The following is a 23,298-nucleotide window of genomic DNA, read 5'->3' as shown; positions in this document are numbered from 1 at the left end:
CAGCACCCCAGGGCTTCGCTAAGAAGCAAACTATACGAGCGCGCCGCGCTTGCGCAGGTGGACCAACGGGAAAATGCGGGCCAAACAGGACATTTGGTCCGGCTCGCCCATAGTCTCGCAACCTCGCGCTGCGCCGGCGCCTCGCCGCAACGAAGAGCAAGGCCACCGGACGCCGCTGCCGCCATCCGCGCGCCCACCCTTCATGTCGAAACCTATTGACGAACCCCGTTGCCGGAGCCTGCACGCCATGAACATCCGCCTGCATCAGGGCGATCTGCCCGACGATTTCATCGCCGCCCCGGTGGTCGCCATCGACACCGAGACCATGGGTCTCAACCCGTTCCGCGATCGCCTGTGCTTGGTGCAGCTTTCCAACGGCGACGGCAGCGCCGATCTGGTGCAGATTCCCCAGGGCGCCACCGCCCAGAGCGCCCCCAACCTGGTGCGCCTGCTCACCGACCCGAACGTGACCAAGCTGTTCCACTTCGGCCGGTTCGACATCGCCATCCTGCAGCAGACCTTCCGGGTGATGCCGCAGCCGGTGTGGTGCACCAAGATCGCCTCCCGGCTGGTGCGCACCTATACCGATCGCCATGGCCTGAAGGATCTGGTGCGCGAGCTCCTGAATGTGGACATCTCCAAGCAGCAGCAGAGCTCGGACTGGGGATCGGGCGAGCTGTCCGACGCCCAGCTGGCCTATGCGGCCTCGGACGTGCTGCACCTGCACGCGCTCAAGGCGCGCCTGGAGGAGATGCTGGCGCGGGAAGGCCGCACCGGTCTCGCCGCCGCCTGCTTCGCCTTCCTGCCGGCCCGCGCCGCCCTCGACCTTGCCGGCTGGGACGAACAGGATATTTTCGCCCACTCCTGAAACGTCCGCGAGAAATGTGCGCCGCACCAAGCCCTTAACGCGCAGGCTTGCGCGCGGTGCCCATTTCGGACAATTTGGCCGCCCGGCACGTGGGGCGATGCGTGATCCGGCCCCCGGCGGACCGTGCGCGATGACCGCGCGCGTACGTCTTCGATCGCGGGCGGATGACGGAGGCCGGAATTCACCTTGCCACCGGAAGGGAAGATGAATCGACACGTGTCGCCACAAGAGCTCCCCACGACCACCGAGGCTGCCGCCTTCTCCGCGCCCCGCCCGCCGGACTTCCAGCAGGCGCAGCGCCACAGCGCGCGCGTGCGGTGGATTCGCCGCCTTCTGCCCCTGGGCATCGTCGCCGCCGTCGTGATCCTCGGTGCGGGATCGCTGCTCGCGCGCCTGCAGGTGAAGCTCGACCTGCCATTCGACATCGGCCACCTGACCCTGTCCGGCTCGCGCCTGACCATGGAGTTGCCGAAGCTGTCCGGCTTCACGGATGACAATCGCGGCTACAGCGTCACCGCCAAGACCGCCACCCAGGACCTCACCCGGCCCGACGTCATCGACCTGTCGGACATCGACGCCCGACTGGAGATGGCCGACAAGGGCTGGACCACCATCGCCGCCAAGACCGGCAGCGTCGACACCAAGACCCAGTTCATCCGGCTGGACGATGGCGTCGATCTTGCCATGAAGGGCGGTTACGGCGGGCACCTGCGCAATGCCGAGGTGGATGTGAAGGCGGGCACCATCGTCAGCCGCGAGCCGGTGACCTTCACCTATCTCGACGGCAAGCTTGTCGCCGACAGGCTGACCGTCAGCGATCGCGGCGAGAAGGCGCTGTTCGAGGGCAACGTGCAGCTCGATTTCCGCCTGTCCAGCCTGCAAAAGTCGGCCCCTCCGCGCGGAAACAAGGACAGCCATCCGGGCGCGGCCACCGGGTCCATCCCCGAACCTGCCACCAACAGGCCCGCTGCCGCGCCGGCTCCCGGCCACGGCGCGCCCCCCACTCCTCCCTCACGACCGGTATCGCAGCCATGAACCCGATGAGCCGCCAGAACCTCGGCGCCCTCCTGCTCGCCACGCTGCTGGCGACGACGGCGACCCTCACCGCGCCGACCGGTGCGGCGGCCCAGGGGCAGAACGTGCCCAACGCGCTGCAGGGCTTCGCGCGCAACCGCGACGAGCCGGTCCGCATCAACGCCAACTCCCTCGAGGTGCGCGACAAGGACAAGGTGGCCGTGTTCTCCGGCAACGTGGTGGTGGTGCAGGGCGACACCACCCTCAATTCCAAGGACCTGCTGGTCTATTACGAAGGTTCCGTAGCCGGGCAGGACGCCGCCACTGGCGCAGCGACACCCCCGCAGGGCGGCGCGCAGGCCACCGTCCCGGCAGCACCGGCGGCGGCGGGCGATGCCGGCAGCGCCATGAAGCAGGGGCAGATTCGCAAGCTGGAGGCCACCGGCGGCGTGGTGGTGCGCACCAAGGACCAGACGGCCACCGGTGAGAACGGCGTGTTCGACATGAAGACGAACACCGTGACCCTGGTGGGCAAGCCGGTGGTGCTCACCCAGGGCCCCAACGTCATCCGGGGCCAGAAGCTGATCGTGAACCTGGTGACCGGTGTGTCGCGGTTCGAGGGCGGGCGCGTGGAGAGCCTCATCGTGCCCGGCAGCTTGAAGAACCAGGCCCCGCCGGCCGCACCCAACCGCTGACCCCCGCTTCGCGACCCCGCGGCGCACCCTCCCGACGGGCGGCGCCGCAACCGCCAGAGCGTACCCCACTGCGGGTCAAGGTCCATTGCAATGCGCCGCCCCGGCGACGGGCTTTGCTGCGCTGAAGCATTCGGCCCATTTTTTGCATGTAACGTTGCATCGGCGGCATGGACGTTCTAAACCTAACGCTGAACGGCTGTGGGCCGGAGGTAGAGTTGAACGTCCTTTCCCTGCTCGGCAGGGGCGCGACCCCCGCGTCGGGCCAAGGTGATCATCGGCACTGCGAGATCATCGACGGTCCGGAAAGCGACACCGCTCTGCATGCCGCGCACGCGCTTCAGGCCAGTCTTGGCCATGATCACGACAATGAACCCAGCCCATTTGCCATCCGGCGGATGGAGGAGGCCTCGGACATGAGCTTCGCCGAAACGTCTCGCGCCCCTGCGCCGGCGGGCGTCATCACCGGCATGTCGACCGACATGCCGTATCTTGACACCAGCACCGGTGCGCTCGCCGCCTATGGCCTCGCCAAGAGCTATGGCGGCCGCAAGGTGGTGCGTGACGTCTCCATGTATGTGCGGCGCGGCGAGGCGGTGGGCCTGCTCGGCCCCAACGGCGCGGGCAAGACCACCTGCTTCTATATGGTGACCGGCCTCGTGAAGGCGGATGCCGGCCGCATCGAGCTGGACGGCCATGACGTCACCCCCATGCCCATGTATCGCCGGGCCCGGCTCGGCATCGGCTACCTGCCGCAGGAGGCCTCGATTTTCCGGGGCCTCACGGTGGAAGGCAACATCATGGGTGTGCTGGAGGTGACCGAGCCCGACCGCCGGAAGCGGGTCGAGGAGATGGAAGCCCTCCTCGAGGAGTTCAAGATCACCCATGTGCGCAAATCGCCCGCCATCGCCCTGTCGGGCGGCGAGCGGCGCCGGGTGGAGATCGCCCGCGCCCTGGCGAGCCGCCCGTCCTTCATGCTGCTGGACGAGCCGTTCGCCGGCATCGACCCCATTGCGGTGGGTGACATCCAGGCTCTGGTGCGCCACCTCACCACCCGCGGCATCGGCGTGCTCATCACCGACCACAATGTGCGCGAGACCCTGGGGCTGATCGACCGGGCCTACATCATCCATTCCGGCGCGGTGCTGATGGAAGGCGATCCCGACGCCATCGTCTCCAATCCCGACGTGCGGCGGCTCTACCTCGGCGAGGAGTTCCGCCTGTGAGATCCCTCATCCCATTCTCCGGGGAGGGCTGCTGAATGGCGATGACCCCCAAGCTCGAGTTCCGGCAAAGCCAGTCCCTGGTGATGACGCCGCAGCTGATGCAGGCCATCAAGCTGCTGCAGCTCTCCAACATGGAGCTGGTCGCCTATGTGGAGGCGGAGCTGGAGCGCAACCCGCTGCTGGAGCGGGCGAGCGAGGATGGGGGTCCGGCCGAGAGCCCGGAGATCGAAGCGCCGGAGCCGCCCGCCGCCGAGCGGGACGCCCAATCCGGCGACTGGCTGGAGCAGACGATGGAGCCCAGCCGGGCGGAGATGGAAACCCGGCTCGATACCGATCTCGGCAATGTCTTTCCCGACGATGCGCCCGCCGTGCGCGCCACCGAGACCGTCGCCGCCGGCCTGCCGTCCTCCCCCGGGGAGTGGAGCGGCGGTGAGCGCAGCGAAGACTACAATCCGGAGGCCTTCCTCACCGCGCAGACCACCCTCGCCGATCACCTGGAAGCCCAGCTGGCGGTGGCCGAGACCCATCCTGCCCGACGGCTCATCGGCCTGCACCTCATCGGTCTGATCGACGAGGCCGGCTATCTCACCGGCGACATCGCCCAGGTGGCCGAGCAGCTGGCCGCGCCGCTGGATGAGGTCGAGGACGTGCTCCGGCTCATCCAGAGTTTCGAGCCCACCGGCGTCGGCGCCCGGAACCTCGCCGAGTGCCTGGCCCTCCAGCTGAAGGAGCGGGACCGCTATGATCCCGCCATGCAGGCGCTGGTCGAAAACCTGGAGCTTCTGGCCAAGCATGACCGCAACGCGCTGAAGCGCATCTGCGGCGTGGATGCGGCCGACATCGCCGACATGATCGGCGAGATCCGCCGGCTCGATCCCAAGCCCGGCCTGGCGTTCGGCTCCGGCGTGGTGCACCCGCTGGTACCCGATGTCTATGTGCGGCCCGGCCCGGAAGGCACGTGGCTGGTGGAGCTGAATTCGGAAACCCTGCCGCGGGTGCTGGTGAACCAGAGCTATCACGCCACCGTGGCCAAGGTGGCGAAGTCCGCCGAGGACAAGAGCTTCCTGGCGGAATGCCTGCAGAGCGCCAGCTGGCTCACCCGCTCCCTGGACCAGCGCGCCCGCACCATTCTGAAGGTGGCGAGCGAGATCGTGCGCCAGCAGGATGCCTTCCTGCTGCACGGCGTGCGCCATCTGCGGCCTCTGAACCTGCGCACGGTGGCGGATGCCATCGGCATGCACGAATCCACCGTCTCGCGGGTGACCTCCAACAAATACATCTCCACCCCGCGCGGCGTGGTGGAGATGAAGTTCTTCTTCTCTTCCGCCATCTCCGCCTCGGGCGGCGGCGAAGCCCATTCGGCGGAAGCGGTGCGCCATCGCATCAAGTCGCTGATCGATGCCGAAAGCCCCGATGACATCCTCTCGGACGACACCCTGGTGCAGAAGCTGAAGGATGACGGCATCGACATCGCCCGCCGCACCGTCGCCAAGTATCGGGAAGGCATGAACATTCCCTCCTCGGTGCAGCGCCGGCGGGAGAAGCAGGCGCTGCGCAGCGAAGCGAGCTGAGACGGCGGGGGCGACGCCTTTCCGCGGCGACCGAAGGCCGACCGCTGCGGGGCGGAAGCCTCAAACCAGGCTCAGGGCCACATTCACATTGTTGCGGGTGGCGTTGGAATAGGGGCACACCTCGTGCGCCTTGGCGATCAGCGCCTCACCGGCGGCACGGTCCACCCCGGGCAGGTCCACGGCCAGAGCGATGTCGAGCCCGAAGCCCCCTTCCGAACGCGGGCCGATGCCCACCGTCGCGGTCACGCTGGCCTCCGTCGGCACCTTGGCGCCGCCGCCCTGGGAAGCGACGAACTTCATGGCCCCCAGGAAGCAGGCCGCATAGCCGGTGGCGAACAGCTGCTCCGGATTGATACCTGCCCCACCGGGACCGCCCAACTCCTTCGGGGTCACCAGCTTCACGTCGAGTGTGCCATCAAGGGTGCCGGAACGGCCGTCCCGGCCACCGGTGGCGCGGGCGGAGGTGCGATAGAGAACGTTGACAGACATGGCTTTTCCTTTCGAACGCATTTAATCTCTGGCGATTAAATCGTGCACGATATATCTGCCGACGCCGCACGGCTGTCAAGCGCTTGCGATTAGATCGTGCGATAATTATTTTAAGCCAGTTCCACCTCAGGTCCCGCTTCCATGACACAGCCAACGGCCCAACCCACCACCGCTTCCGACGCCCCCGCCTTGCCGTTTCCCCGGCTCGATCAGCTGCTGTGCTTCTCCATCTATGCCACCGGCCATGCCTTCAACCGCATCTACAAGCCGCTGCTGGACGCCATCGGCCTCACCTATCCGCAATATCTGGTCATGGTGGCGCTGTGGGAAAGGGACGACGAGACCGTCGGCGCCCTGGGGGAGCGGCTCTCCCTGGAGTCGAGCACGCTGACGCCCCTGCTGAAGCGGCTGGAGGCCATGGGGCATATCAGCCGGACCCGCGATCGCGCCGACGAACGGGTCGTCCGCCTGCACCTCACCGCCGAAGGCCGCGCCCTGGAAGCGCGGGCGCGGGCCATCCCCGCCTGCATCCTGGACGCCACCGGCTTCGACATCGCCGACCTCATCCGCCTGCAACGCGACATCACCACCCTGCGCCATCACCTGGAACAGGCCGCAGAGCGGACCGCCGACAAACCGGCACGAAAGGCCAAGTCCACACCGACGCAGGGCTGACGACCCCGCGCGCCGGCCATGGCCAGCGGGAACCCGCGACACCCCAAGGGCCGGGAGCTGCTGGACAAGGCCGGGCCCAAATGCTGAGTTGCGGAACAAGGACAAGACAAGGCGACGGTGCCGCCCGCCCCGCCGCCGGATGGGGGACATGCTTCAGGCTTCGGTCGTCATCTTCGCGGCGCTTGCCTATATCGGCTTTCTGTTCGCCATCGCGAGCTTCGGCGACCGTCCGCGCCCCGCCGCCCGGCGCCGCGCGCCGCGCCCCTTGATCTATTCCCTGGCCCTTGCCGTCTATTGCACCTCCTGGACCTTCTTCGGCTCGGTGGGCCTTGCCACCACCCAGGGGCTGGATTTCCTCACCATCTATCTGGGCCCGATCCTGCTGATGACCGTGGCGGCCCCCGCCTTCCTGCGGGTGGTGCGGCTCGCCAAGGCCAACAACATCACCTCCATCGCCGATTTCATCGCCGCCCGATACGGCAAGAACCAGGGCATCGCCGCGCTGGTGGCGCTGGTGGCCCTGGTCGGCTCCATTCCTTATATCTCCTTGCAGCTCAAAGCGGTTTCGGCCTCGCTGCTGGCCATGCTGGGCTATTTCGCCGGGCAGGCGGCACAGGGCACGCTGGTGGGCGATCTCGCCTTGTTCGTGGCCTGCGCCATGGCCGCGTTCGCCGCCCTGTTCGGCACCCGCCATACCGATGCCACCGAGCACCAGGATGGCCTGATGCTGGCCATCGCCTCCGAGAGCCTGGTCAAGCTCGCCGCCTTCCTGGCGGTGGGCGTGCTCGTCACCTTCTTCATTTTCTCCGGGCCCGCCGATCTATGGCGGGTGGCGCGGGAAGCCGGCGTCACCGCGCCGTTCACCCAGGGCCTGTCCCTGGAGAACTGGATCACCATGACGGTGCTGTCGGGCGGCGCCTTCATGCTGCTGCCGCGCCAGTTCCACGTGGCGGTGGTGGAGAACAATGGCGAGCAGGAGATCCGCCGCGCCCGGTGGCTGTTTCCCCTCTATCTGCTGCTCATCAACCTGTTCGTGGTGCCCCTGGCGCTGGCGGGCATGACGCTGTTTCCACGCGGCCTGGTGGACAGCGACATGTACGTCCTGGCGGTGCCGCTGGCCGCCGGCGCCGATGCCCTGGCGCTGCTGGCCTTCGTGGGCGGCCTTTCGGCGGCCACCGCCATGGTGATCGTGGAAAGCGTGGCCCTCGCCATCATGATCTCCAACGACCTGGTGATGCCGCTGCTGGTGCGCCGCCACGCCGACCGGCGTCAGGATGCCACGCCCCCGCGCGAGGACATGGTGGCCCTGCTGCTGCTGGTGCGGCGGGTAGCGATCTTCTTCCTGCTGCTGCTCGCCTATCTCTATTACCGGCTGATCGGCGAAGTGCAGCTGGCGCAGATCGGCCTGTTGTCGTTCGCCGCCGTGGCCCAGGTGGGTCCCGCCTTCGCCGCCGGGCTGCTGTGGCGGCGGGCCACCGCCAAGGGCGCCATCGCCGGCATCCTGGTGGGCACCGCTCTGTGGGCCTACACGCTGATGCTGCCGAGCCTGGTGGAAGCCGGCCTCCTGGCACAGTCCATCACCACCGAGGGACCGTTCGGGCTGGGACTGCTCCGCCCCACCGCCCTGTTCGGCCTCACCGCCGGTCCCCTGGCCCATGGGGTGGCCTGGAGCCTTGCCATCAATACGCTCGTGCTGGTGGTCGTCTCGTTCCTGACCCGGCAGAGCGCCATCGAGCGGGTCCAGGCCGATGTGTTCGTCGGCCAGAGCCCGGATCGCCCGCCCCACCGCCCGGCCTTCCTGCGCTGGCGTTCCACCGTCACCATGGGCGAGGTGATCGGCACCGTGGAGCGCTATCTGGGACAGGAGCGCGCGCAGGCGGCCTTCCAGACCTTCGCCCGGGTGCACAATGTCAGCCTCGATCCCAAGCGCGAGGCCGATGCCGCCACCGTGCGCCACGCCGAGCACCTGCTGGCGGCGGCGGTGGGCGCGGCCTCCTCGCGGCTGGTGCTCTCCTTGCTGCTGCGCAAGCGCGACGTGTCCGCCAAGGCCGCCCTGAAGCTGCTCGACGATGCCTCCGCCGCGATCCAGTACAATCGCGAGTTGCTGCAGAGCGCCATCGACCATGTGCACCAGGGCATTGCCGTGTTCGACCGAGAATTGAAGCTGGTGTGCTGGAATCGGCAGTTCGGCGAGATGCTGGAGCTGCCCGCCGACTGCTACACGGTCGGCGCCGCTCTGCGCGACATTCTCGCCAACGTGCCCTATGACGAGGAGCCGGATGCGGCGCGGGCTCAGATTCGGGCTCAGGACTTGTCCGCCCGCCTCGCCCGCTATGTCCATCCGGCGCCGACCTTCTCGGAGCGGCTGCACCAGCGCGGGCTGGTGGTGGAGACCCGCTCCGATCCCATGCCCGATGGCGGCATCGCCGTGACCTTCACCGACATCACCGCCTCGGTGGAGGCCGCCCAGGCGCTGGAGCGGGCCAATGAAACCTTGGAACGGCGCGTGCGCGAGCGCACCGAGGAGCTGGAGCGCCTGAACCGGGCGCTGGAGAGCGCCAAGGCCGCCGCCGACGACGCCAATTTGTCGAAGACCCGCTTTCTCGCCGCCGCCAGCCACGACATTCTGCAGCCGCTCAACGCCGCCCGGCTCTATGTCACCAGCCTGGTGGAACGGGCCAAGTGGCCGGAGGAGCGGCGACTGGCCGCCAATGTGGATGCCTCGCTGGAGGCGGTGGAGGAAATCCTCGGCGCCCTGCTCGACATCTCCCGCCTCGACAGCGGCGCCCTCAAGCCCGAGGTCGCGCCGCTGCGCATCAACGAGGTGCTCAAGCAGCTGAAGATCGAATTCGAGCCGCTGGCCCGCGAGAAGAATCTGGACCTGCGGTTCGTGCCGAGCACCCTGGCGGTGCGCTCCGATCGGCGGCTGCTGCGGCGGCTGTTGCAGAACCTGATTTCCAACGCCATCAAATATACCCCCCAGGGCCGCATTCTGGTGGGCTGCCGCCGGGCGCGCGGGCGCATGCGGGTCGAGGTCTGGGACACCGGCATCGGCATCCCCTCCGCCCAGCAGAAGACCGTGTTCGAGGAGTTTCAGCGCCTCGACCAGGGGGCCCGGGTGGCGCGAGGCCTCGGGCTCGGCCTGTCCATCGTCGAGCGCATCGCCCGGGTGCTCGATCACCCCATCGCGCTGCGTTCGGTGCAGGGCAAGGGCTCGGTGTTCGCCCTGGAGATGCCGCTGTCGGTGCCCGTGCCCGAGAGCAGTTCCTGCACCCCGCGCCCCACCCCGGCCGGCGCGCCCCTGGCGGGCCTGTGCCTGCTGGTCATCGACAACGAGCCGGCCATCCTCGAAGGCATGCGCCTGCTGTTGACCGGCTGGGGCTGCACCGTGATGACGGCGAGCGATGCCACCTCCGCCCTGGCCGCCGTGCACGAGGCCAAGGCGCCGCCCGATATGGCCCTAGTGGATTACCACCTGGATGGCGGCTCCGGCATCGACGCGGTGATGTCGCTGCGGTGGAAATTGGGGAAGCTTCCCGCCGTACTGATCACCGCCGATCGCACCCACGCCGTGCGCGAAGCCGCCCACGCCGCCGAAATGGTGATCCTCCACAAGCCCCTAAAGCCGGCGGCCCTGCGCGCCATGCTGGCCCAGTGGCGCCTGTCTCAGGCCGCCGTCGTATAGACTTGCTTAACCACATCACCAATGGCGCGATGGCCATCTCGAATAAGCCCTGCTTCACACCCATCAAGGCCAAATAAACGCCCCCTTCCGGAGGCGTGATGGGGGAGTGCCATAGATGCACGCCCTCGCGGCATGGATATGTTACGAAATTGTTAAAGATCGTTACATTTCTTTGCCGACTTGTACCGGCCAATACAGTTGGAGAGCGGCTATGACCATCACAATCAACATTCCACTCTTTCCGATGCGGAAGGAAATTGCGGATCGCAAGCGCAAGCGCGGGTTGAAGATCGGCGGCCTGCCATTTCCCGGCTCGCTCACCAGCAAGCCGTCTGAACCGCGCTACAGCCGCGACGGCCTCGAATTCGATGTCTCGGGCCTCGGCAAGCCCTCCCGCTCGTCACGCTGAGCGGGGGAGGCAGCTTTCCGTTCACGTCTCCACTCCCACTCTCTCGGCTCCGGCGCCCCGCTGCGGCGCGCCGCGCCCGGAGACGTTCGGGCGCACGGGCGATATGTCCACCGACATGGCATCGCGCGCCATCATCCGTTAAGGTCCCGCCCCGTTAAGAACAGCGTACGTGGTGTCGACCCATCATGACGGACCCGAATTCCGCCCCGTTCCCGTCGCCGACGTCGGCCGCGGCCGAGCCTGCCCCGCAGGCGTCCGAGCAGGTCTCTCAGACCCATTTCGGCTATCGCACCATCCCGCTCGTCGAGAAGCAGGCGCTGGTGGACGACGTGTTCCACAAGGTGGCCCGTCGCTACGACATCATGAACGATTTCATGTCCGCCGGCATGCACCGGGTCTGGAAGGACGCGCTGGTTTCCAAGCTGCGCCCGCCGGTGAACGACCGCCCGTTCCACCTGCTCGACCTCGCCGGCGGCACCGGAGATGTGGCCTTCCGGGTCGCCGAGGCTGGCGGCCCCGGCACCCGGGTGACGGTGGCCGACATCAATACCGAGATGCTCCAGGTGGGCCGCGAGCGCGCCGAGAAGCGCGGCCTCTCGACCAAGGTGGACTTCCAGGACGCCAACGCCGAGGAGCTGCCGTTCGCCGACCGCAGCTTCGACGCCGTCACCATCGCCTTCGGCATCCGCAACGTGCCGCGCATCCCCAAGGCGCTCCAGGAGATGCGCCGGGTGCTGAAGCCCGGCGGCCGCGCCTTCGTGCTGGAATTTTCCAAGGTCGACGTGCCGCTGCTGGACAAGATCTACGAGACCTATTCCTTCAAGGTGATCCCGGAGATCGGCCGGCGGGTGGCCGGCGATGCCGAGCCCTACCAGTATCTGGTGGAATCCATCCGCCGCTTCCCCAATGCGGACACCTTCGCCCAGATGATGCGCGACGCCGGCTTCGGCCGGGTGGACTTCATGCGCATGACCGGCGGCGTGGTGGCGCTGCACTGGGGTTTTCGGATCTGATGGCCGGGCGGACCCGGCCGAAAGGCGCCTGACGTGATCTTTCTTGTCGCCGATGCGGCACGGCTCGCCCGTGCCGGTTACGTGCTCGCGCGCGAGGGCGTGCTCTCTTTGGTGTCGCCGGCCACCGTGCCGCCGCTGGCCCGGCCGCTGCTGCGGCTCGCGCGCCTCATCGCCCGCAAGGATGCCGGCACGCGGGCGGCGCGCTTTTCCGCCGCTCTGTCCCGGCTCGGCCCCTCTTATGTGAAGCTCGGCCAGTTCCTGGCCACCCGTCCGGATGTGGTGGGCGCGGCGGTGGCCCGCGACCTCGAAGTGTTGCAGGACCGCATGCCGGCGTTCGGCCAGCAGGTGGCGGAAGCCATCGTCACCGACGCCTTCGAGCGGCCCCTGAACGCCGTGTTCGCCACCTTCGGGCCGGCGGTGGCCGCCGCCTCCATCGCCGAGGTGCACAAGGCCGAAGTGGTGGACCCCGACGGCACCCGCCGCGCGGTGGCGGTGAAGGTGCTGCGCCCGGGCCTGCACCGGCGCTTTTCCGCCGACATGGCGAGCTTCCGCCGGCTGGCGCGCTTTGCCGAGGCGAATTTCACCGAGGCGCGCCGGCTGCGGCTGGAACAGGTGGTGGAAACCCTGGCCCGCTCCGTCTCCATGGAGATGGACCTGCGCCTGGAAGCCGCCGCTTATGCGGAGCTCGCGGAAAACACCAAGGACGATCCGGACCTGCACGTACCCCGGGTGGATTGGGACCGCTCCACCCGCGACGTGCTGACCACCGAGTGGATCGACGGCATCAAGCTCTCCGACAAGGAGGCGATCATCGCCGCCGGGCATGATCCCAAGGAGATCGCCCGGATCGTGATGCAGTCCTTCCTGCGCCAGGCCATGCGCGACGGCTTCTTCCACGCCGACATGCACCCCGGCAACCTGTTCGTGGATGCCCAGGGCCGCCTGGTGGTGGTGGATTGCGGCATCATGGGGCGGCTCGGCCTCAAGGAACGTCGGTTCCTGGCGGAGATCCTCTACGGCTTCATCACCCGCAACTGGCGGCGCACGGCCGAAGTGCATTTCGAGGCCGGCTATGTGCCGTTCCACCATTCGGTGGATGATTTCGCTCTGGCCATCCGCGCCATCGGTGAACCCATCCATTCGCGCAGCGCCGACCAGATCTCCATGGCCCGCCTCCTGGCCCTGCTGCTGGAGGTGACTGCTTTGTTCGACATGCAGACGCGGCCGGAGCTGCTGCTGCTGCAGAAGACCATGGTGGTGGTGGAAGGCGTCGCCCGGTCGCTGGATCCGCAGCTCAACATGTGGAGCACGGCGGCGCCGGTGGTGGAAGACTGGATCGCCCGCAATCTCGGCCCGGTGGGGCACTTGCAGCGCGCCGGCATGGGGCTGGGCGAGGTGGGCCATTTCGCCACGACTTTGCCCGGCCTGCTGAGCCGCACCGCGCGGGTGGTGGAGCAGCTGGACGAGGCCACCCGCGACGGCATCCACCTGTCGGCGGACTCCCTCGATGGCATCGGCCGCGCCGAGGCCAAGCGGGCGCTGTGGGGCAACATCGCCTTGTGGATCATCGCCGCAGCGCTGGTGGGCATCTGGCTGGGCTGAACGCCCCGGTCGCCCTTCGCATCGGTCTGCGAACGACGTCGGCAGCCGCCGGGACCAAAGCCGCCGGACGCGTTCGCGAGCGCCACCCTCGTGGCCACTCCGCGGCGACCGCAGCCGCCAGGCCGGAAAGACAAGCGCGGGCGCCGCCGCCCGCGCTTCGGATCAACGCCGACTTGAGGCGGTGCGACGCTCAGCGCCCGCGGCGCTGTTGGCCGAGGCCCATCTGTTTGGCGAGCTCGGAGCGGGCGGCGGCGTAATTGGGCGCGACCATCGGGTAATCAGCGGGCAGTCCCCACTTCTCCCGGTACTGCTCCGGCGTCATATTGTACTGCGTGCGCAGGTGTCGCTTCAGCGATTTGAACTTCTTGCCGTCTTCCAGGCAGATGATGAAATCCGGCGTGATCGACCTTTTCACCGGCACGGCCGGCTTCAGCGGCTCGACCTCCGGCTCGCTCTCCACCTGCGTGATCCGCTGCAACGCAGCATGGACGTCACCGATCAATGCCGGCAGTTCCGCAGAGTCCACGGAATTGTTGCTGACATAAGCCGACACGATATCCGCGACCAGAGCAATGAAGGGAGTCGATTCCGTTTCGTCGTTCATGGGACTTTCTTTGTGCCTGCAAACGAAACCATGCCCGCGACCGGCAATACGCCTGAGGCGCCTGCCCCATCCGGGCCCGAGATGCCGAAAAAGCGGAAAACGACCGCTTCCACCCCTTCTGCATCATTGACGTGGTATGTTCGCCGTTCCGCAAATGCAAGTAGAAATTCCGCCCCGCCCATGTACTTCCGTCAAGCATTTGTGCAAAGCGGAAGCGGCCGGGGCGCGCGGCTTTTGACGGGCCTGTGCCTTGTCACGGGCGGCAGGGGTGCCTACCTCTTCAACGTCGCATCCCGAGCACAGCGGGGGTCCCATGAGCAATCCATCGTCCGGCCCAACTCCTGCGGACCGGGAATCCGAAGCCAAGGTCGTCAAAAGCGAGGCGGAATGGCGCTCCTGTCTGACGCCTGAGCAGTTCCGCGTCGCCCGCGAGCACGGCACCGAACGCGCCTTCACAGGCCCCTATTGGGACGAGAAGCGCATCGGCCTTTATCGCTGCGTGGCCTGCGGTGCGCCGCTGTTCCGCTCCGAGGCGAAATACGATTCCGGCACTGGCTGGCCCAGCTTCTTCTCCCCGGTCTCACCCGAGGCGCTGGTGACGCACGAAGATACCTCTTATGGCATGCGCCGGATCGAGGTGCGCTGCGCCCGCTGCGACAGCCACCTGGGCCATGTGTTTCCAGACGGACCGGCGCCCACTGGCCTGCGCTTCTGCATGAACGGCACCGCCTTGACCCTCGAGACCGATGAAGGAGCCGATTATGGCGGCGCTTGAGCCTCCACACGCCGACCGCCGCCCCACCACCCGCACCGTTCACGACGTCCCCCTCACCGATGATTATGCGTGGCTGCGCGCCGACAATTGGCGCGACGTGATGCGCGACCCCAAGCTGCTCGCCGCCGACATCCGCGCTTATCTGGAGGCGGAAAACGCCTATGCGGACGCCTATTTCGCGCCACTGGAGGGCCTGAAGCAGGCGCTGGTGGCGGAGATGCGCGGCCGCATCAAGGAAGACGATTCCACCGTTCCGGCCCCGGACGGCCCATTTGCCTATTACAGCCGGCATCGCGAGGGCGGCCAGCACCCCCTCGCCTGCCGCAAGCCCTGGCCTGAGGGGCCGGAGGAAATCCTGCTGGATGGCGACAAGGAAGCCGCCGGCAAGGCCTATTTCCATTTGGGCGGCTGGCGCCACAGCCCCAACCACCACCGCTTCGCCTGGGCGGTGGACGAGCAGGGCTCCGAACTTCACACCCTGCGGGTGCGCGAGCTCGCCACCGGCACCGCCTTGCCGGACATCATCACCGAGACCACCGGCGACCTGTTGTGGAGCGCCGATGGCGCGGCGCTCTATTATATCCGGCGCGACGCGGAGCATCGCCCCTCCAAGGTGTTCCGCCACCACATCGGCACCGCCCCCGAAACCGATGTGCTGATCTATGAGGAGCCGGACAAGGGCTTCTTCGTTTCCTTGGGCGAGACCCAGTCCCGCGCCTTCGGCCTCATTTCCTGCGGCGATCACGAGACCTCCGAGGTCCACCTCATCGATCTCGCCGATCCGGCGGCGCCGCCACGGCTGGTGGCGGCCCGCACCCCCGGGGTGCGCTATGAGGTGGAGCACCACCCCGCCCTTGCCGGCGTGGACAGTCTGGTGCTGCTCACCAATGCCGAAGGGGCTGAAGACTTCAAGATCGTCACCACCCCCACGGCGACCCCCGAGCGGGCCCATTGGCGCGATCTGGTGCCCCATGCTCCCGGCCGCATGATCCTGAGCCACACGGTATTTGCCCGCCATATGGCGCGGCTGGAGCGGGAGGCGGGCCTGCCGCGCATCATCGTGCGGGCCCTCGACACCGGCGCCGAGCATGCGGTGGCGTTCGATGAGGAGGCCTATGCCCTGGGGCTGCACCCCGGCTTTACCTTCGACACCACCGAGGTGCGCTTCACCTATGCCTCCATGACCACCCCGTCCGAGGTGTGGTCCTATGACATGGCGCGCCGCGCCCGCGCCCTGCTGAAGCGCCAGGAGGTGCCCTCGGGCCATGATCCGGCGGATTATGTCACCCGCCGCATCTTCGCCCCCGCCGCCGATGGGGAAACCGTGCCGGTCTCCCTGCTCTATCGCAAGGGCACGGTGCTGGATGGCTCCGCCCCGCTGCTGCTCTATGGCTATGGGGCCTATGGCATCACCATACCCGCCAGTTTCTCCACCAGCCGGCTCTCCCTGGTGGATCGCGGCTTCATCTATGCCATCGCCCACATCCGCGGTGGCACCGACAAGGGCTGGCGCTGGTATGCCAACGGCAAGCTGACCCACAAGACCAACACCTTCACCGATTTCATCGCGGTGGCGGAGCATCTGGTGGCGGAGAAATTCACCCGGCCCGAGGGCATCGTCGCCCATGGCGGCTCGGCCGGCGGCATGCTCATGGGGGCCATCGCCAACATGCGGCCGGAGCTGTTCGCCGGCATCGTCGCCGAGGTGCCGTTCGTGGACGTGCTCACCACCATGCTGGACGACACCCTGCCGCTGACGCCGCCGGAATGGCCGGAATGGGGCAATCCCATCACCGATCCGGACGCCTTCACCCGCATGCTCGGCTATTCGCCAGTGGATAATGTGCATGCCGCCGCCTATCCGGCCATCTTCGCTTTGGCCGGCCTCACCGATCCGCGGGTGACCTATTGGGAGCCGGCCAAATGGGTGGCGCGGCTGCGGGCCGCCAAGACCAGCACCGCGCCGCTCCTGCTGCGCACCAATATGGATGCGGGCCACGGCGGCGCCGCCGGCCGCTTCGACCGGCTGGACGAAGTGGCCCTGGTCTATCTGTTCGCCTTGAAGACCGTGGGGGCGCTCGCCCCGGTTCCGGTACCGGAACCCGCCTGATCGGGGCGCCTCAGGCGCTCCGGTCCCCATAGCCTTCATAGAAGGGCCGCAGCCGCTCGGGCGCGCTCCGCGCCAGCTCGGCGGCCAGCGCCCGTACGGCGGCGCGCTCGCCCGCCGCCTGCGTCGCCAGCAGGTGCCGGTGGCGCTGGGCCAAAAGGCGGAACCCTTCGGAGCTGGCGAACGCCGCATCTCCGGCCAGCAGAAACAGCCGGCTCGGCTTGGCCTTGCCCTTCAGGGTCAGCGCTCCGGCCTCCAGGAAGGCGAGGCCGCTGGCGGCGGCCCGGGTTGCCTCCGACACCAGGATGTCGGTGTAAAAGCCCTTGGTGGCCCCCTCGATGCGGGAGGCGAGGTTCACGTCGTCGCCGAGGCAGGAATATTCGAGCCGCTGCTCAGAGCCGAGATTGCCCACGCAGCAGGGCCCGGTGGCGAGGCCCACGCCGCAGCGCACCGGCCGCCACACCCGCCCCTCCCGCTCCGCCGCCGCCCGCCAGTCGGCGTTGAGCGCCTCCAGCCGGCGCACCAGCGCAAGGGCGCACAGAGCCGCCTTGCGGGCATGGGCGGGCTCGTCCAGCGGCGCGTTCCAAAATGCCATAATGGCGTCGCCGATATATTTGTCGATGGTGCCACCATGGGCCAGCACCACCTCACTCATGGGGGTGAGATAGGCGTTCATGAAGCGGGTGAGCGCCTGGGCGTCCAGGGTCTCCGACAAAGTGGTGAAATCCCTCAAGTCGCAGAACAGGATGGTGAGCTCGCGGGTCTCGCCGCCCAGGGCCAGCCGGTCGGGCGCTTCGGCGAGCCTGGCCACCACCGCCGGCGCCACGAACCGGCCGAACACCGCGCGCACCCACGCCTTCTGCCGCTGCTCCTGCCGATAGAGCGCCAGCACGCCCACGCCATAGACCAGGAGGGCGGTCGCCGCCGGCCCCATGGGATCGAGCAGCAGGTCGGCGCGGCGGAACGCCAGCCAGGAGCCGGCCGCCAGCGCCCCCAGCACCAGCGCGACGCCGGCCCCGGCGGCCAGCGCCGGCACCCGGGGCAACGCCAAAGCGAGGCCAAGGCCGAGCAGCGCCGCCAGCGCCAGCTCCGCCCCCCGGGCCCAATCGGGCCGCACCAGCCGGGCGCCGCGCAGCATGTGCTCCAGGAGTTGGGCCTGCACCTCCACCCCCGGCAGCGCGGTGGCAATGGGGGTGGCGCGGGTGTCCTTGAGGCCGGCGGCGCTGGTGCCCACCAGCACGATCCGGCCGGCCATCGCATCGGCGGCGAGGTGTCCCTCCAGCACATCGGCGGCGGAGACGAAACGGCGCGGATCGCTGGCCCCGAACCGCACCCGCACCGCCCCCGCCGCATCGGTGGGGATGGTGAAAGCGCCGATGCGCACGGAGACGAGGCCCCGCGCGGCGCCGAACGCGCTCTCCCCACTCGCCCCGGTGGCCCGCACCAGATAAGTGGACGCGCCCTGCGCCACCCGCAGCGCCTCGGCGGCAAGGCCGGGCACCAGGCGTCCATCGAGATCGAGCAGCAGCGGCACCCGCCGCACCACCTGGTCGCGATCCGGCAGCCAGTTGAGGGCGCCGATGCCGGCCGCCGCCTGGGCCAGCTCCGGCAGGGGCGCCACCGCGCCGGAAAAATGCGGCAGCTGGGCCACTGGGTCGTCGCCGGCGACGGCGAGCCCCCATTTGACCGGATAGGTGCCGCCCGGCCCCTGCGTCAGCACCGCCCCCAACACCGTGGGCACAGCGGCGAAGGCGCGGGCGAGACGGGCGTCGCTCGGCTCCCGGTCGGCCAGCAGCGCCGCAAGGCGCGCCCGGATCTCCGCCGGCAGCTCGGCGGCGATCCGGGCGGGATCGAGCCGGTCGGGCTCGGCGAACACCATGTCGAAGGCGACGACCGCCGCACCCGCTGCCGCAAGCTGGTCCACCAGCCGCGCCAGAGTGGTCCGCGGCCAGGGCCATTGGCCGACGCGGGCAAGGGCGGCGTCGTCAATGTCGACGATGCGCACCGGCAGGTCGGCGTCGAACGGCGGCGGATCGGCCCGCTGATAGGCATCGAACAGGTCGTTGCGGACATCGCTCATGACCGCCGGTTCCAGCACCAGCAGCGCCAGGCCGGCGAGCAGCGCACCAAGGGTGGCGAGCCAATAGAGGCGGGAACCCATGGTGCGCTCATCCCCATCCGAACGCCGCGCGGCGACAGGCGCCATCCTAGCCAAAGCCGCGCCTCTTGTACCCCCACGGCAGAGGCCCATCACCGGTCGGACTGGCGCCACCAGCGGGTCCTCCGCCCGCCCGATTCCATTGACGCCCATGTTTTCCCATGTTAGCCCATTCTTACCCAAGAACATGTCGGACGGCTCCCGCCGTCGCCGGGCGCGTTCTCGCAAGAGCTGCCCGCTGTACCTGAAGGCACCCCGGCGCCGAGGAGCGCTCCTATGGACCGCTTCGTGTCCACCTACACGATGCGCCTCGACGCCAAGGGCCGGGTTTCCATCCCGGCACCGTATCGGACGGTGCTCGCCAAGGATGGCGCGGAGGGCCTGTACTGCCACCCGAGCCTCGCCGAGCCCGCGCTGGATGCGGGCGGCAACCGGCTGATCGGCGAGATCGACGCGCTGATCGACCGCTACCCGCCCTATTCCGAGGAACGCGAGGAGCTGGCCGCCGCGCTCTACGGCACCAGCGAGACATTACGCATCGATCCGGAAGGCCGGGTGGTGCTGACCGAAACACTCAAGGCCCACGCCGGCATCACCGATCAGGTGGCGTTCGTGGGGCTCGGGCACAAATTCCGCATCTGGGAACCGGAGCGGCTGAAGGCGCATCTCGCGGAGGCCACCCAAAGGGTGCGCGAGCTGCGCCGGGCCATCGGCTCCCGAGCCGCGAACCCAGGGGGCAACACAGAATGACGACGGGCCACGGGGTCGGCCCCACCGACGCCGTAGGCGGACCGGCCCGTCATCTCCCGGTGATGCTCCGTGAGGTTCTCGCGCATCTCGCGCCGAAGGACGCCGGCACCTATGTGGACGGCACCTTCGGCGCGGGGGGCTATACCGGCGCCATCCTCAAGGCCGCCGACTGCCGGGTGCTCGCGCTCGACCGCGACCCCACCGCCATCGCCGGCGGCCAGGCCCTGGTCGCCGCCTCCGGCGGCCGCCTGCGGCTGGTGGAAGGGCGCTTTTCCGAACTCGACGCTCTGGCGGAGCAGGAAGGCTTCACGCCCCTCGACGGCGTGGTGCTGGACATCGGCGTGTCGTCCATGCAGATCGACGAGGCGGAGCGCGGCTTCTCTTTCCGCCGCGACGGTCCCCTCGACATGCGCATGGGCGGCGATGGGCTTTCCGCCGCCGACGTGGTGGCCAGCCTCGACGAGGTGCGCCTCGCCCATATCCTGTGGACCTTCGGCGAGGAGCGGCACTCGCGCGCCATCGCCCGCGCCATCGTCAAGGCCCGCGCCGAGGCCCCCATCACCCGCACCACCCAACTGGCCGAGATCGTCGCCCGGGTGGTGTGGGCGAAGCCGGGGGAGATCCACCCCGCCACCCGCACCTTCCAGGCCCTGCGCATCGCCGTGAACGAGGAGCTGCAGGAGCTGGTGGACGCCTTGGCGGCGGCCGAGCGGGTGCTGAAGCCGGGTGGTCGACTGGTGGTTGTGACCTTCCATTCCCTGGAAGACAGGATCGTTAAGACTTTTCTGGCAAACAGGGTAAAGGCACCGTCCGCGTCGCGCCATCTGCCGCTCGGAGAAGGACCGGAACCCGCCTTCCGCCTCGTGGCGAAGGGTGCGGTGGAGCCCGGTCCCGACGAAGTGGCAGACAATCCGCGCGCCAGGTCCGCGAAGCTTCGCGCGGCCGAACGTACGAACGCTCCGGCGCATCCGGGCGGTGACTTGATGGGGCTTCTTCCCGCCCCCTCACCGCAACGGCATGGGCGGAGACGTTGAAAGAATGTTTCGTGTCGCCAACATCGTGATGGTCGGCGCGCTGCTGATCACCGCAGCGGTGGTGTACCAGCTCAAATACGCGTCCACCGCCGAGGCCGAGCGGCTCGCCACCCTGCGCAGCCAGATCCGCAAGGAGCGCGAGGTTATCGGCGTGCTGAAGGCGGAATGGGCCCGTCGCACCTCTCCCATGTACATACAGGGCCTGGTGGAGCGCCACCTGGACCTGAAGCGGCTCGACGTCGATTCCATCTCCGATCTCGCCAGCCTGCCGGAGCGTCCGAGCAGCGGCAACGACGGTATCGGCGGCATCATCGAGGCGCTGGAAGACGCACCGCTCGTCACCTCTTCCGTCAGCCGCGGACCGGTGACCCCCACGGCGCCGGGCAGCGGCGCGACGGGTAGTACGGCGCCGGCCGCGTCCGCCCTGAGGCCGCCGCCCTCCAAGCCGCTCACCGTGCCCGCCAACACGGCGCTGGCGCCCCGACCCTCGCAGGCCCGCCCCGTCGCGCCCCCGCGCCCGGCGCCCCCGTCGGCCGTCCTGCCGCCGGTCGCCGCGCCCGTCGCTGCCGCCGAGCCCGCCCAGGCGCCCGATGCGGTGCGCACGTTCTTCAACGGTTTCCTCAGTGGACGTTGACGAGGTCCCCATGTCCAAGCCCACGTCCCAGCTGCCCCCCGACCCGTCCGCGCCCGAACCGAACGCCGCCGACCCTGACGGCCGCGTCGCCAGGCCCGCATCGGACGCCAGCCTCACCGACGCCCTCAACGGCCTCCTGATCCTCGCCGGACGCGGCGTCGCCCGCGGCGCCGGCCGCTTCGGCGCCCTGCTGCTGGCGATGCTCCTGGGCCTCGGCCGCCTGCTGGCGCGCCTATTCGCCGACGTGGGCGGGCTGGCCTATCGCAGCGGACGCGGGTTCGTGCGCGGCCTGTTCGGCCTTGATCGCGGCTCCGCCGAGGCCGTCGGGCGCAGCCGCATCCGGCTGGTGATGGGGGCCTTCTGCCTGGTGTTCGCCGCCATCGGCGCCCAGCTCACCCATCTCGCGCTCACCTCCGATCCCGGCGCCACCCGCGGGCGCGGGTCCGACGCCGTCTCCTCGGCGCGGCCGGACATCGTCGATCGCAATGGCGATATCATCGCCATCGACGTGAAGTCGCCGTCGCTGTTCGCCGAGCCGCGCCGCCTCATCGATCCCGACGAGGCGCTGGAGGGCCTGCTCAAGATCCTGCCCGACCTCGATGTGGAAGAGACCCGCAAGCGGCTCAACTCCGGCAAGGGCTTCGCCTGGCTGAAGCGGGAGATCACCCCGACCCAGCAGCGCGCCATCTACCGGCTCGGCCTGCCGGGTATCGGCTTCCTCCGGGAGAACCGCCGCATCTATCCCGATGGCCCCATCCTGTCGCACGTGATCGGCGGCGTGAACGTGGACAACCAGGGCATCGCCGGCATCGAGAAATGGATCGACGGACGCGGCCTGTCCGACCTGCACATGGCCGGGTTCGCCACCGACCGCCAGCAGGAGCCCGTGCAGCTTTCCATCGACATGCGGGTGCAGCATGCGGTGCGCGACGAGCTGATGAAGGCGAAGGAGAAGTTCTCCGCCCTGCACGCCATGGCCGTGGTCACCGACGTCAACACCGGCGAGATTGTCTCCATGGTCTCGTTGCCGGATTTCGATCCCAACGTGCCCGGCAACCCGGCTGACGACGCCTATCTCAACCGCCTCACCACCGGCGTCTACGAGATGGGCTCCACCTTCAAGGCCATGTCCTTCGCCATGGCACTGGACAGCGGCAAGATCGGCCTCAACTCGTCGTTCGATGCCCGCAGCGCTCTGCATTTCGGCCGCTTCAAGATCTCCGACTATCACGCCGAGAACCGGGTTCTGAGCGTGCCTGAGATCTTCCTCGTCTCCTCCAACATCGGCACCGCCAAGATGGTGCTGTCTCTGGGGGTCGAGGCCCACAAGGCGTTCCTGCGGAAGATGGGCCAGCTCGACCGCCTGCGCACCGAGCTGCCGGAAAGCTCGCTGCCCATCGTGCCGAAGAACTGGGGCGAGCTGAGCTCGGCCACCATCGCCTTCGGCCACGGCCTGTCCGTGGCGCCGCTGCAGGCCGTCATGGCGGTCAATTCCATGGTCAACGGCGGCTATCTCATCCCGCCCACCTTCATCAAGCGCAACCAGGAAGAGGCGCAGAAGCTGGGAACCAAGGTGCTGAAGACTGAAACCTCGGACAAGATGCGCTACATCATGCGCCTCAACGCCGAGAAGGGCACCGCCAAGAAGGCCGACATCGCCGGCTACATGGTCGGCGGCAAGACCGGCACCGCCGAGAAAGTGGTGAACGGGCGATATGCCAAGCACAAGCTGCTCACCTCGTTCACCGCCATCTTCCCCATGGACCGGCCGCAATATCTCGTGCTCATCATGCTGGACGAGCCCAAGGCCACCCCGGAAACCTATGGCTTCGCCACCTCCGGCTGGAACGCGGCGCCCACCGCCGGCAAGGTGGTGGAGCGCATCGCCCCCATGCTCGGCGTGCCGCCGCGCCAGAACCTGCCCTCGGCCGAGGAAATGCTGCGCAACGCCGGACAGAAGGTGACGGCCAGCCGCTGATGCGCCGCTCCCGT

General features: G+C 68.5%; 19 protein-coding genes. 16 read left to right on the top strand and 3 right to left on the bottom strand.

What is annotated here, in order from left to right; genetic code table 11:
- Positions 1 to 247 precede the first annotated feature (247 nt).
- The 5 genes from ACU4E7_RS09595 to rpoN all read left to right on the top strand — a co-directional run bounded on the left by ACU4E7_RS09595 (position 248) and on the right by rpoN (position 5,371).
- A complete protein-coding gene (locus ACU4E7_RS09595) occupies positions 248 to 868 on the top strand; it encodes a ribonuclease D (protein WP_238123616.1) in 621 nt (206 codons plus the stop codon).
- 204 nt (positions 869 to 1,072) lie between these two features.
- A complete protein-coding gene (locus ACU4E7_RS09590; protein WP_447021375.1) occupies positions 1,073 to 1,903 on the top strand; it encodes a hypothetical protein in 831 nt (276 codons plus the stop codon).
- Positions 1,900 to 2,577 (top strand): LptA/OstA family protein, encoded by a 678-nt coding sequence (locus ACU4E7_RS09585; protein WP_447021374.1) that lies wholly within the window; start codon positions 1,900 to 1,902, stop codon positions 2,575 to 2,577. Before ACU4E7_RS09590 ends, ACU4E7_RS09585 begins: the two co-directional genes overlap by 4 nt.
- A gap of 395 nt (positions 2,578 to 2,972) precedes the next feature.
- The gene (lptB, locus tag ACU4E7_RS09580; protein ID WP_447021613.1) at positions 2,973 to 3,800 is read left to right on the top strand and encodes an LPS export ABC transporter ATP-binding protein; all 828 of its coding nucleotides are present in this window, start codon (positions 2,973 to 2,975) and stop codon (positions 3,798 to 3,800) included.
- Positions 3,801 to 3,835: 35 nt separating this feature from the next.
- A complete protein-coding gene (gene rpoN / locus ACU4E7_RS09575; protein ID WP_238123619.1) occupies positions 3,836 to 5,371 on the top strand; it encodes an RNA polymerase factor sigma-54 in 1,536 nt (511 codons plus the stop codon).
- A 60-nt stretch (positions 5,372 to 5,431) separates the two neighbouring features.
- On the opposite strand, the gene ACU4E7_RS09570 is transcribed toward rpoN, so the two are convergent.
- The gene (locus tag ACU4E7_RS09570) at positions 5,432 to 5,860 is read right to left on the bottom strand and encodes an organic hydroperoxide resistance protein (protein WP_447021373.1); all 429 of its coding nucleotides are present in this window, start codon (positions 5,858 to 5,860) and stop codon (positions 5,432 to 5,434) included.
- A gap of 141 nt (positions 5,861 to 6,001) precedes the next feature.
- On the opposite strand from ACU4E7_RS09570, the gene ACU4E7_RS09565 reads away from it, so the two are divergent.
- The 5 genes from ACU4E7_RS09565 to ubiB all read left to right on the top strand — a co-directional run bounded on the left by ACU4E7_RS09565 (position 6,002) and on the right by ubiB (position 13,244).
- Positions 6,002 to 6,535 carry a MarR family winged helix-turn-helix transcriptional regulator gene (locus tag ACU4E7_RS09565; protein WP_447021372.1) on the top strand — a complete coding sequence of 178 codons (534 nt, stop codon included), beginning with the start codon at positions 6,002 to 6,004 and terminating at the stop codon, positions 6,533 to 6,535.
- Between the two features lie 148 nt (positions 6,536 to 6,683).
- Positions 6,684 to 10,220 (top strand): NahK/ErcS family hybrid sensor histidine kinase/response regulator, encoded by a 3,537-nt coding sequence (locus ACU4E7_RS09560; RefSeq protein WP_447021371.1) that lies wholly within the window; start codon positions 6,684 to 6,686, stop codon positions 10,218 to 10,220.
- Positions 10,221 to 10,431: 211 nt separating this feature from the next.
- On the top strand, positions 10,432 to 10,629 hold the full coding sequence (locus tag ACU4E7_RS09555; RefSeq protein WP_447021370.1) for a hypothetical protein: 198 nt from the start codon (positions 10,432 to 10,434) through the stop codon (positions 10,627 to 10,629).
- A gap of 185 nt (positions 10,630 to 10,814) precedes the next feature.
- Entirely contained in the window at positions 10,815 to 11,642 is an 828-nt protein-coding gene (gene ubiE / locus ACU4E7_RS09550; protein WP_238123624.1) for a bifunctional demethylmenaquinone methyltransferase/2-methoxy-6-polyprenyl-1,4-benzoquinol methylase UbiE, read from the top strand.
- A gap of 33 nt (positions 11,643 to 11,675) precedes the next feature.
- Entirely contained in the window at positions 11,676 to 13,244 is a 1,569-nt protein-coding gene (gene ubiB, locus ACU4E7_RS09545) for a 2-polyprenylphenol 6-hydroxylase (RefSeq protein ID WP_238123625.1), read from the top strand.
- A gap of 190 nt (positions 13,245 to 13,434) precedes the next feature.
- Here ubiB and ACU4E7_RS09540 read toward each other — a convergent pair whose 3' ends face one another.
- Positions 13,435 to 13,848 (bottom strand): MucR family transcriptional regulator, encoded by a 414-nt coding sequence (locus ACU4E7_RS09540; protein ID WP_238123626.1) that lies wholly within the window; start codon positions 13,846 to 13,848, stop codon positions 13,435 to 13,437.
- A gap of 313 nt (positions 13,849 to 14,161) precedes the next feature.
- Here ACU4E7_RS09540 and msrB point away from each other — a divergent pair, with 313 nt between their 5' ends.
- Together msrB and ACU4E7_RS09530 are read left to right on the top strand one after the other, a co-directional pair.
- The gene (gene msrB, locus ACU4E7_RS09535) at positions 14,162 to 14,623 is read left to right on the top strand and encodes a peptide-methionine (R)-S-oxide reductase MsrB (RefSeq protein WP_447021369.1); all 462 of its coding nucleotides are present in this window, start codon (positions 14,162 to 14,164) and stop codon (positions 14,621 to 14,623) included.
- Positions 14,610 to 16,733 carry a S9 family peptidase gene (locus ACU4E7_RS09530; protein WP_447021368.1) on the top strand — a complete coding sequence of 708 codons (2,124 nt, stop codon included), beginning with the start codon at positions 14,610 to 14,612 and terminating at the stop codon, positions 16,731 to 16,733. Before msrB ends, ACU4E7_RS09530 begins: the two co-directional genes overlap by 14 nt.
- A 10-nt stretch (positions 16,734 to 16,743) precedes the next feature.
- Here ACU4E7_RS09530 and ACU4E7_RS09525 read toward each other — a convergent pair whose 3' ends face one another.
- The gene (locus ACU4E7_RS09525) at positions 16,744 to 18,891 is read right to left on the bottom strand and encodes a CHASE2 domain-containing protein (protein ID WP_447021367.1); all 2,148 of its coding nucleotides are present in this window, start codon (positions 18,889 to 18,891) and stop codon (positions 16,744 to 16,746) included.
- Between the two features lie 273 nt (positions 18,892 to 19,164).
- Here ACU4E7_RS09525 and ACU4E7_RS09520 point away from each other — a divergent pair, with 273 nt between their 5' ends.
- The 4 genes from ACU4E7_RS09520 to ACU4E7_RS09505 all read left to right on the top strand — a co-directional run bounded on the left by ACU4E7_RS09520 (position 19,165) and on the right by ACU4E7_RS09505 (position 23,284).
- Positions 19,165 to 19,638, top strand: a complete 474-nt coding sequence (locus tag ACU4E7_RS09520) for a division/cell wall cluster transcriptional repressor MraZ (RefSeq protein ID WP_238123630.1) — start codon at positions 19,165 to 19,167, stop codon at positions 19,636 to 19,638.
- On the top strand, positions 19,635 to 20,672 hold the full coding sequence (gene rsmH, locus ACU4E7_RS09515) for a 16S rRNA (cytosine(1402)-N(4))-methyltransferase RsmH (RefSeq protein WP_447021366.1): 1,038 nt from the start codon (positions 19,635 to 19,637) through the stop codon (positions 20,670 to 20,672). The genes ACU4E7_RS09520 and rsmH overlap by 4 nt, the downstream gene beginning before the upstream one ends.
- 4 nt (positions 20,673 to 20,676) lie before the next feature.
- A complete protein-coding gene (ftsL, locus tag ACU4E7_RS09510; RefSeq protein WP_447021365.1) occupies positions 20,677 to 21,306 on the top strand; it encodes a cell division protein FtsL in 630 nt (209 codons plus the stop codon).
- Between the two features lie 199 nt (positions 21,307 to 21,505).
- On the top strand, positions 21,506 to 23,284 hold the full coding sequence (locus tag ACU4E7_RS09505; protein ID WP_443267900.1) for a peptidoglycan D,D-transpeptidase FtsI family protein: 1,779 nt from the start codon (positions 21,506 to 21,508) through the stop codon (positions 23,282 to 23,284).
- Positions 23,285 to 23,298: the final 14 nt, after the last annotated feature.

It is taken from the genome of Xanthobacter sp. ZOL 2024 (assembly GCF_052932325.1).
This window is presented reverse-complemented; position numbering and strand designations above follow the sequence as displayed.

What these genes read in the sequence shown, in the direction of transcription:
- ACU4E7_RS09570 (WP_447021373.1), bottom strand. Translation starts at nt 5,860, where the DNA reads ATGTCTGTCAACGTTCTCTATCGCACCTCCGCCCGCGCCACCGGTGGC.
- ACU4E7_RS09555 (WP_447021370.1), top strand. Translation starts at nt 10,432, where the DNA reads ATGACCATCACAATCAACATTCCACTCTTTCCGATGCGGAAGGAAATT.
- ACU4E7_RS09525 (WP_447021367.1), bottom strand. Translation starts at nt 18,891, where the DNA reads ATGGGTTCCCGCCTCTATTGGCTCGCCACCCTTGGTGCGCTGCTCGCC.
- ftsL (WP_447021365.1), top strand. Translation starts at nt 20,677, where the DNA reads ATGTTTCGTGTCGCCAACATCGTGATGGTCGGCGCGCTGCTGATCACC.
- ACU4E7_RS09560 (WP_447021371.1), top strand. Translation starts at nt 6,684, where the DNA reads ATGCTTCAGGCTTCGGTCGTCATCTTCGCGGCGCTTGCCTATATCGGC.
- ACU4E7_RS09520 (WP_238123630.1), top strand. Translation starts at nt 19,165, where the DNA reads ATGGACCGCTTCGTGTCCACCTACACGATGCGCCTCGACGCCAAGGGC.
- msrB (WP_447021369.1), top strand. Translation starts at nt 14,162, where the DNA reads ATGAGCAATCCATCGTCCGGCCCAACTCCTGCGGACCGGGAATCCGAA.
- ACU4E7_RS09590 (WP_447021375.1), top strand. Translation starts at nt 1,073, where the DNA reads ATGAATCGACACGTGTCGCCACAAGAGCTCCCCACGACCACCGAGGCT.
- rsmH (WP_447021366.1), top strand. Translation starts at nt 19,635, where the DNA reads ATGACGACGGGCCACGGGGTCGGCCCCACCGACGCCGTAGGCGGACCG.
- ACU4E7_RS09565 (WP_447021372.1), top strand. Translation starts at nt 6,002, where the DNA reads ATGACACAGCCAACGGCCCAACCCACCACCGCTTCCGACGCCCCCGCC.
- ACU4E7_RS09530 (WP_447021368.1), top strand. Translation starts at nt 14,610, where the DNA reads ATGGCGGCGCTTGAGCCTCCACACGCCGACCGCCGCCCCACCACCCGC.
- rpoN (WP_238123619.1), top strand. Translation starts at nt 3,836, where the DNA reads ATGGCGATGACCCCCAAGCTCGAGTTCCGGCAAAGCCAGTCCCTGGTG.
- ubiE (WP_238123624.1), top strand. Translation starts at nt 10,815, where the DNA reads ATGACGGACCCGAATTCCGCCCCGTTCCCGTCGCCGACGTCGGCCGCG.
- ACU4E7_RS09595 (WP_238123616.1), top strand. Translation starts at nt 248, where the DNA reads ATGAACATCCGCCTGCATCAGGGCGATCTGCCCGACGATTTCATCGCC.
- ACU4E7_RS09585 (WP_447021374.1), top strand. Translation starts at nt 1,900, where the DNA reads ATGAACCCGATGAGCCGCCAGAACCTCGGCGCCCTCCTGCTCGCCACG.
- ACU4E7_RS09540 (WP_238123626.1), bottom strand. Translation starts at nt 13,848, where the DNA reads ATGAACGACGAAACGGAATCGACTCCCTTCATTGCTCTGGTCGCGGAT.
- ACU4E7_RS09505 (WP_443267900.1), top strand. Translation starts at nt 21,506, where the DNA reads ATGCTCCTGGGCCTCGGCCGCCTGCTGGCGCGCCTATTCGCCGACGTG.
- lptB (WP_447021613.1), top strand. Translation starts at nt 2,973, where the DNA reads ATGGAGGAGGCCTCGGACATGAGCTTCGCCGAAACGTCTCGCGCCCCT.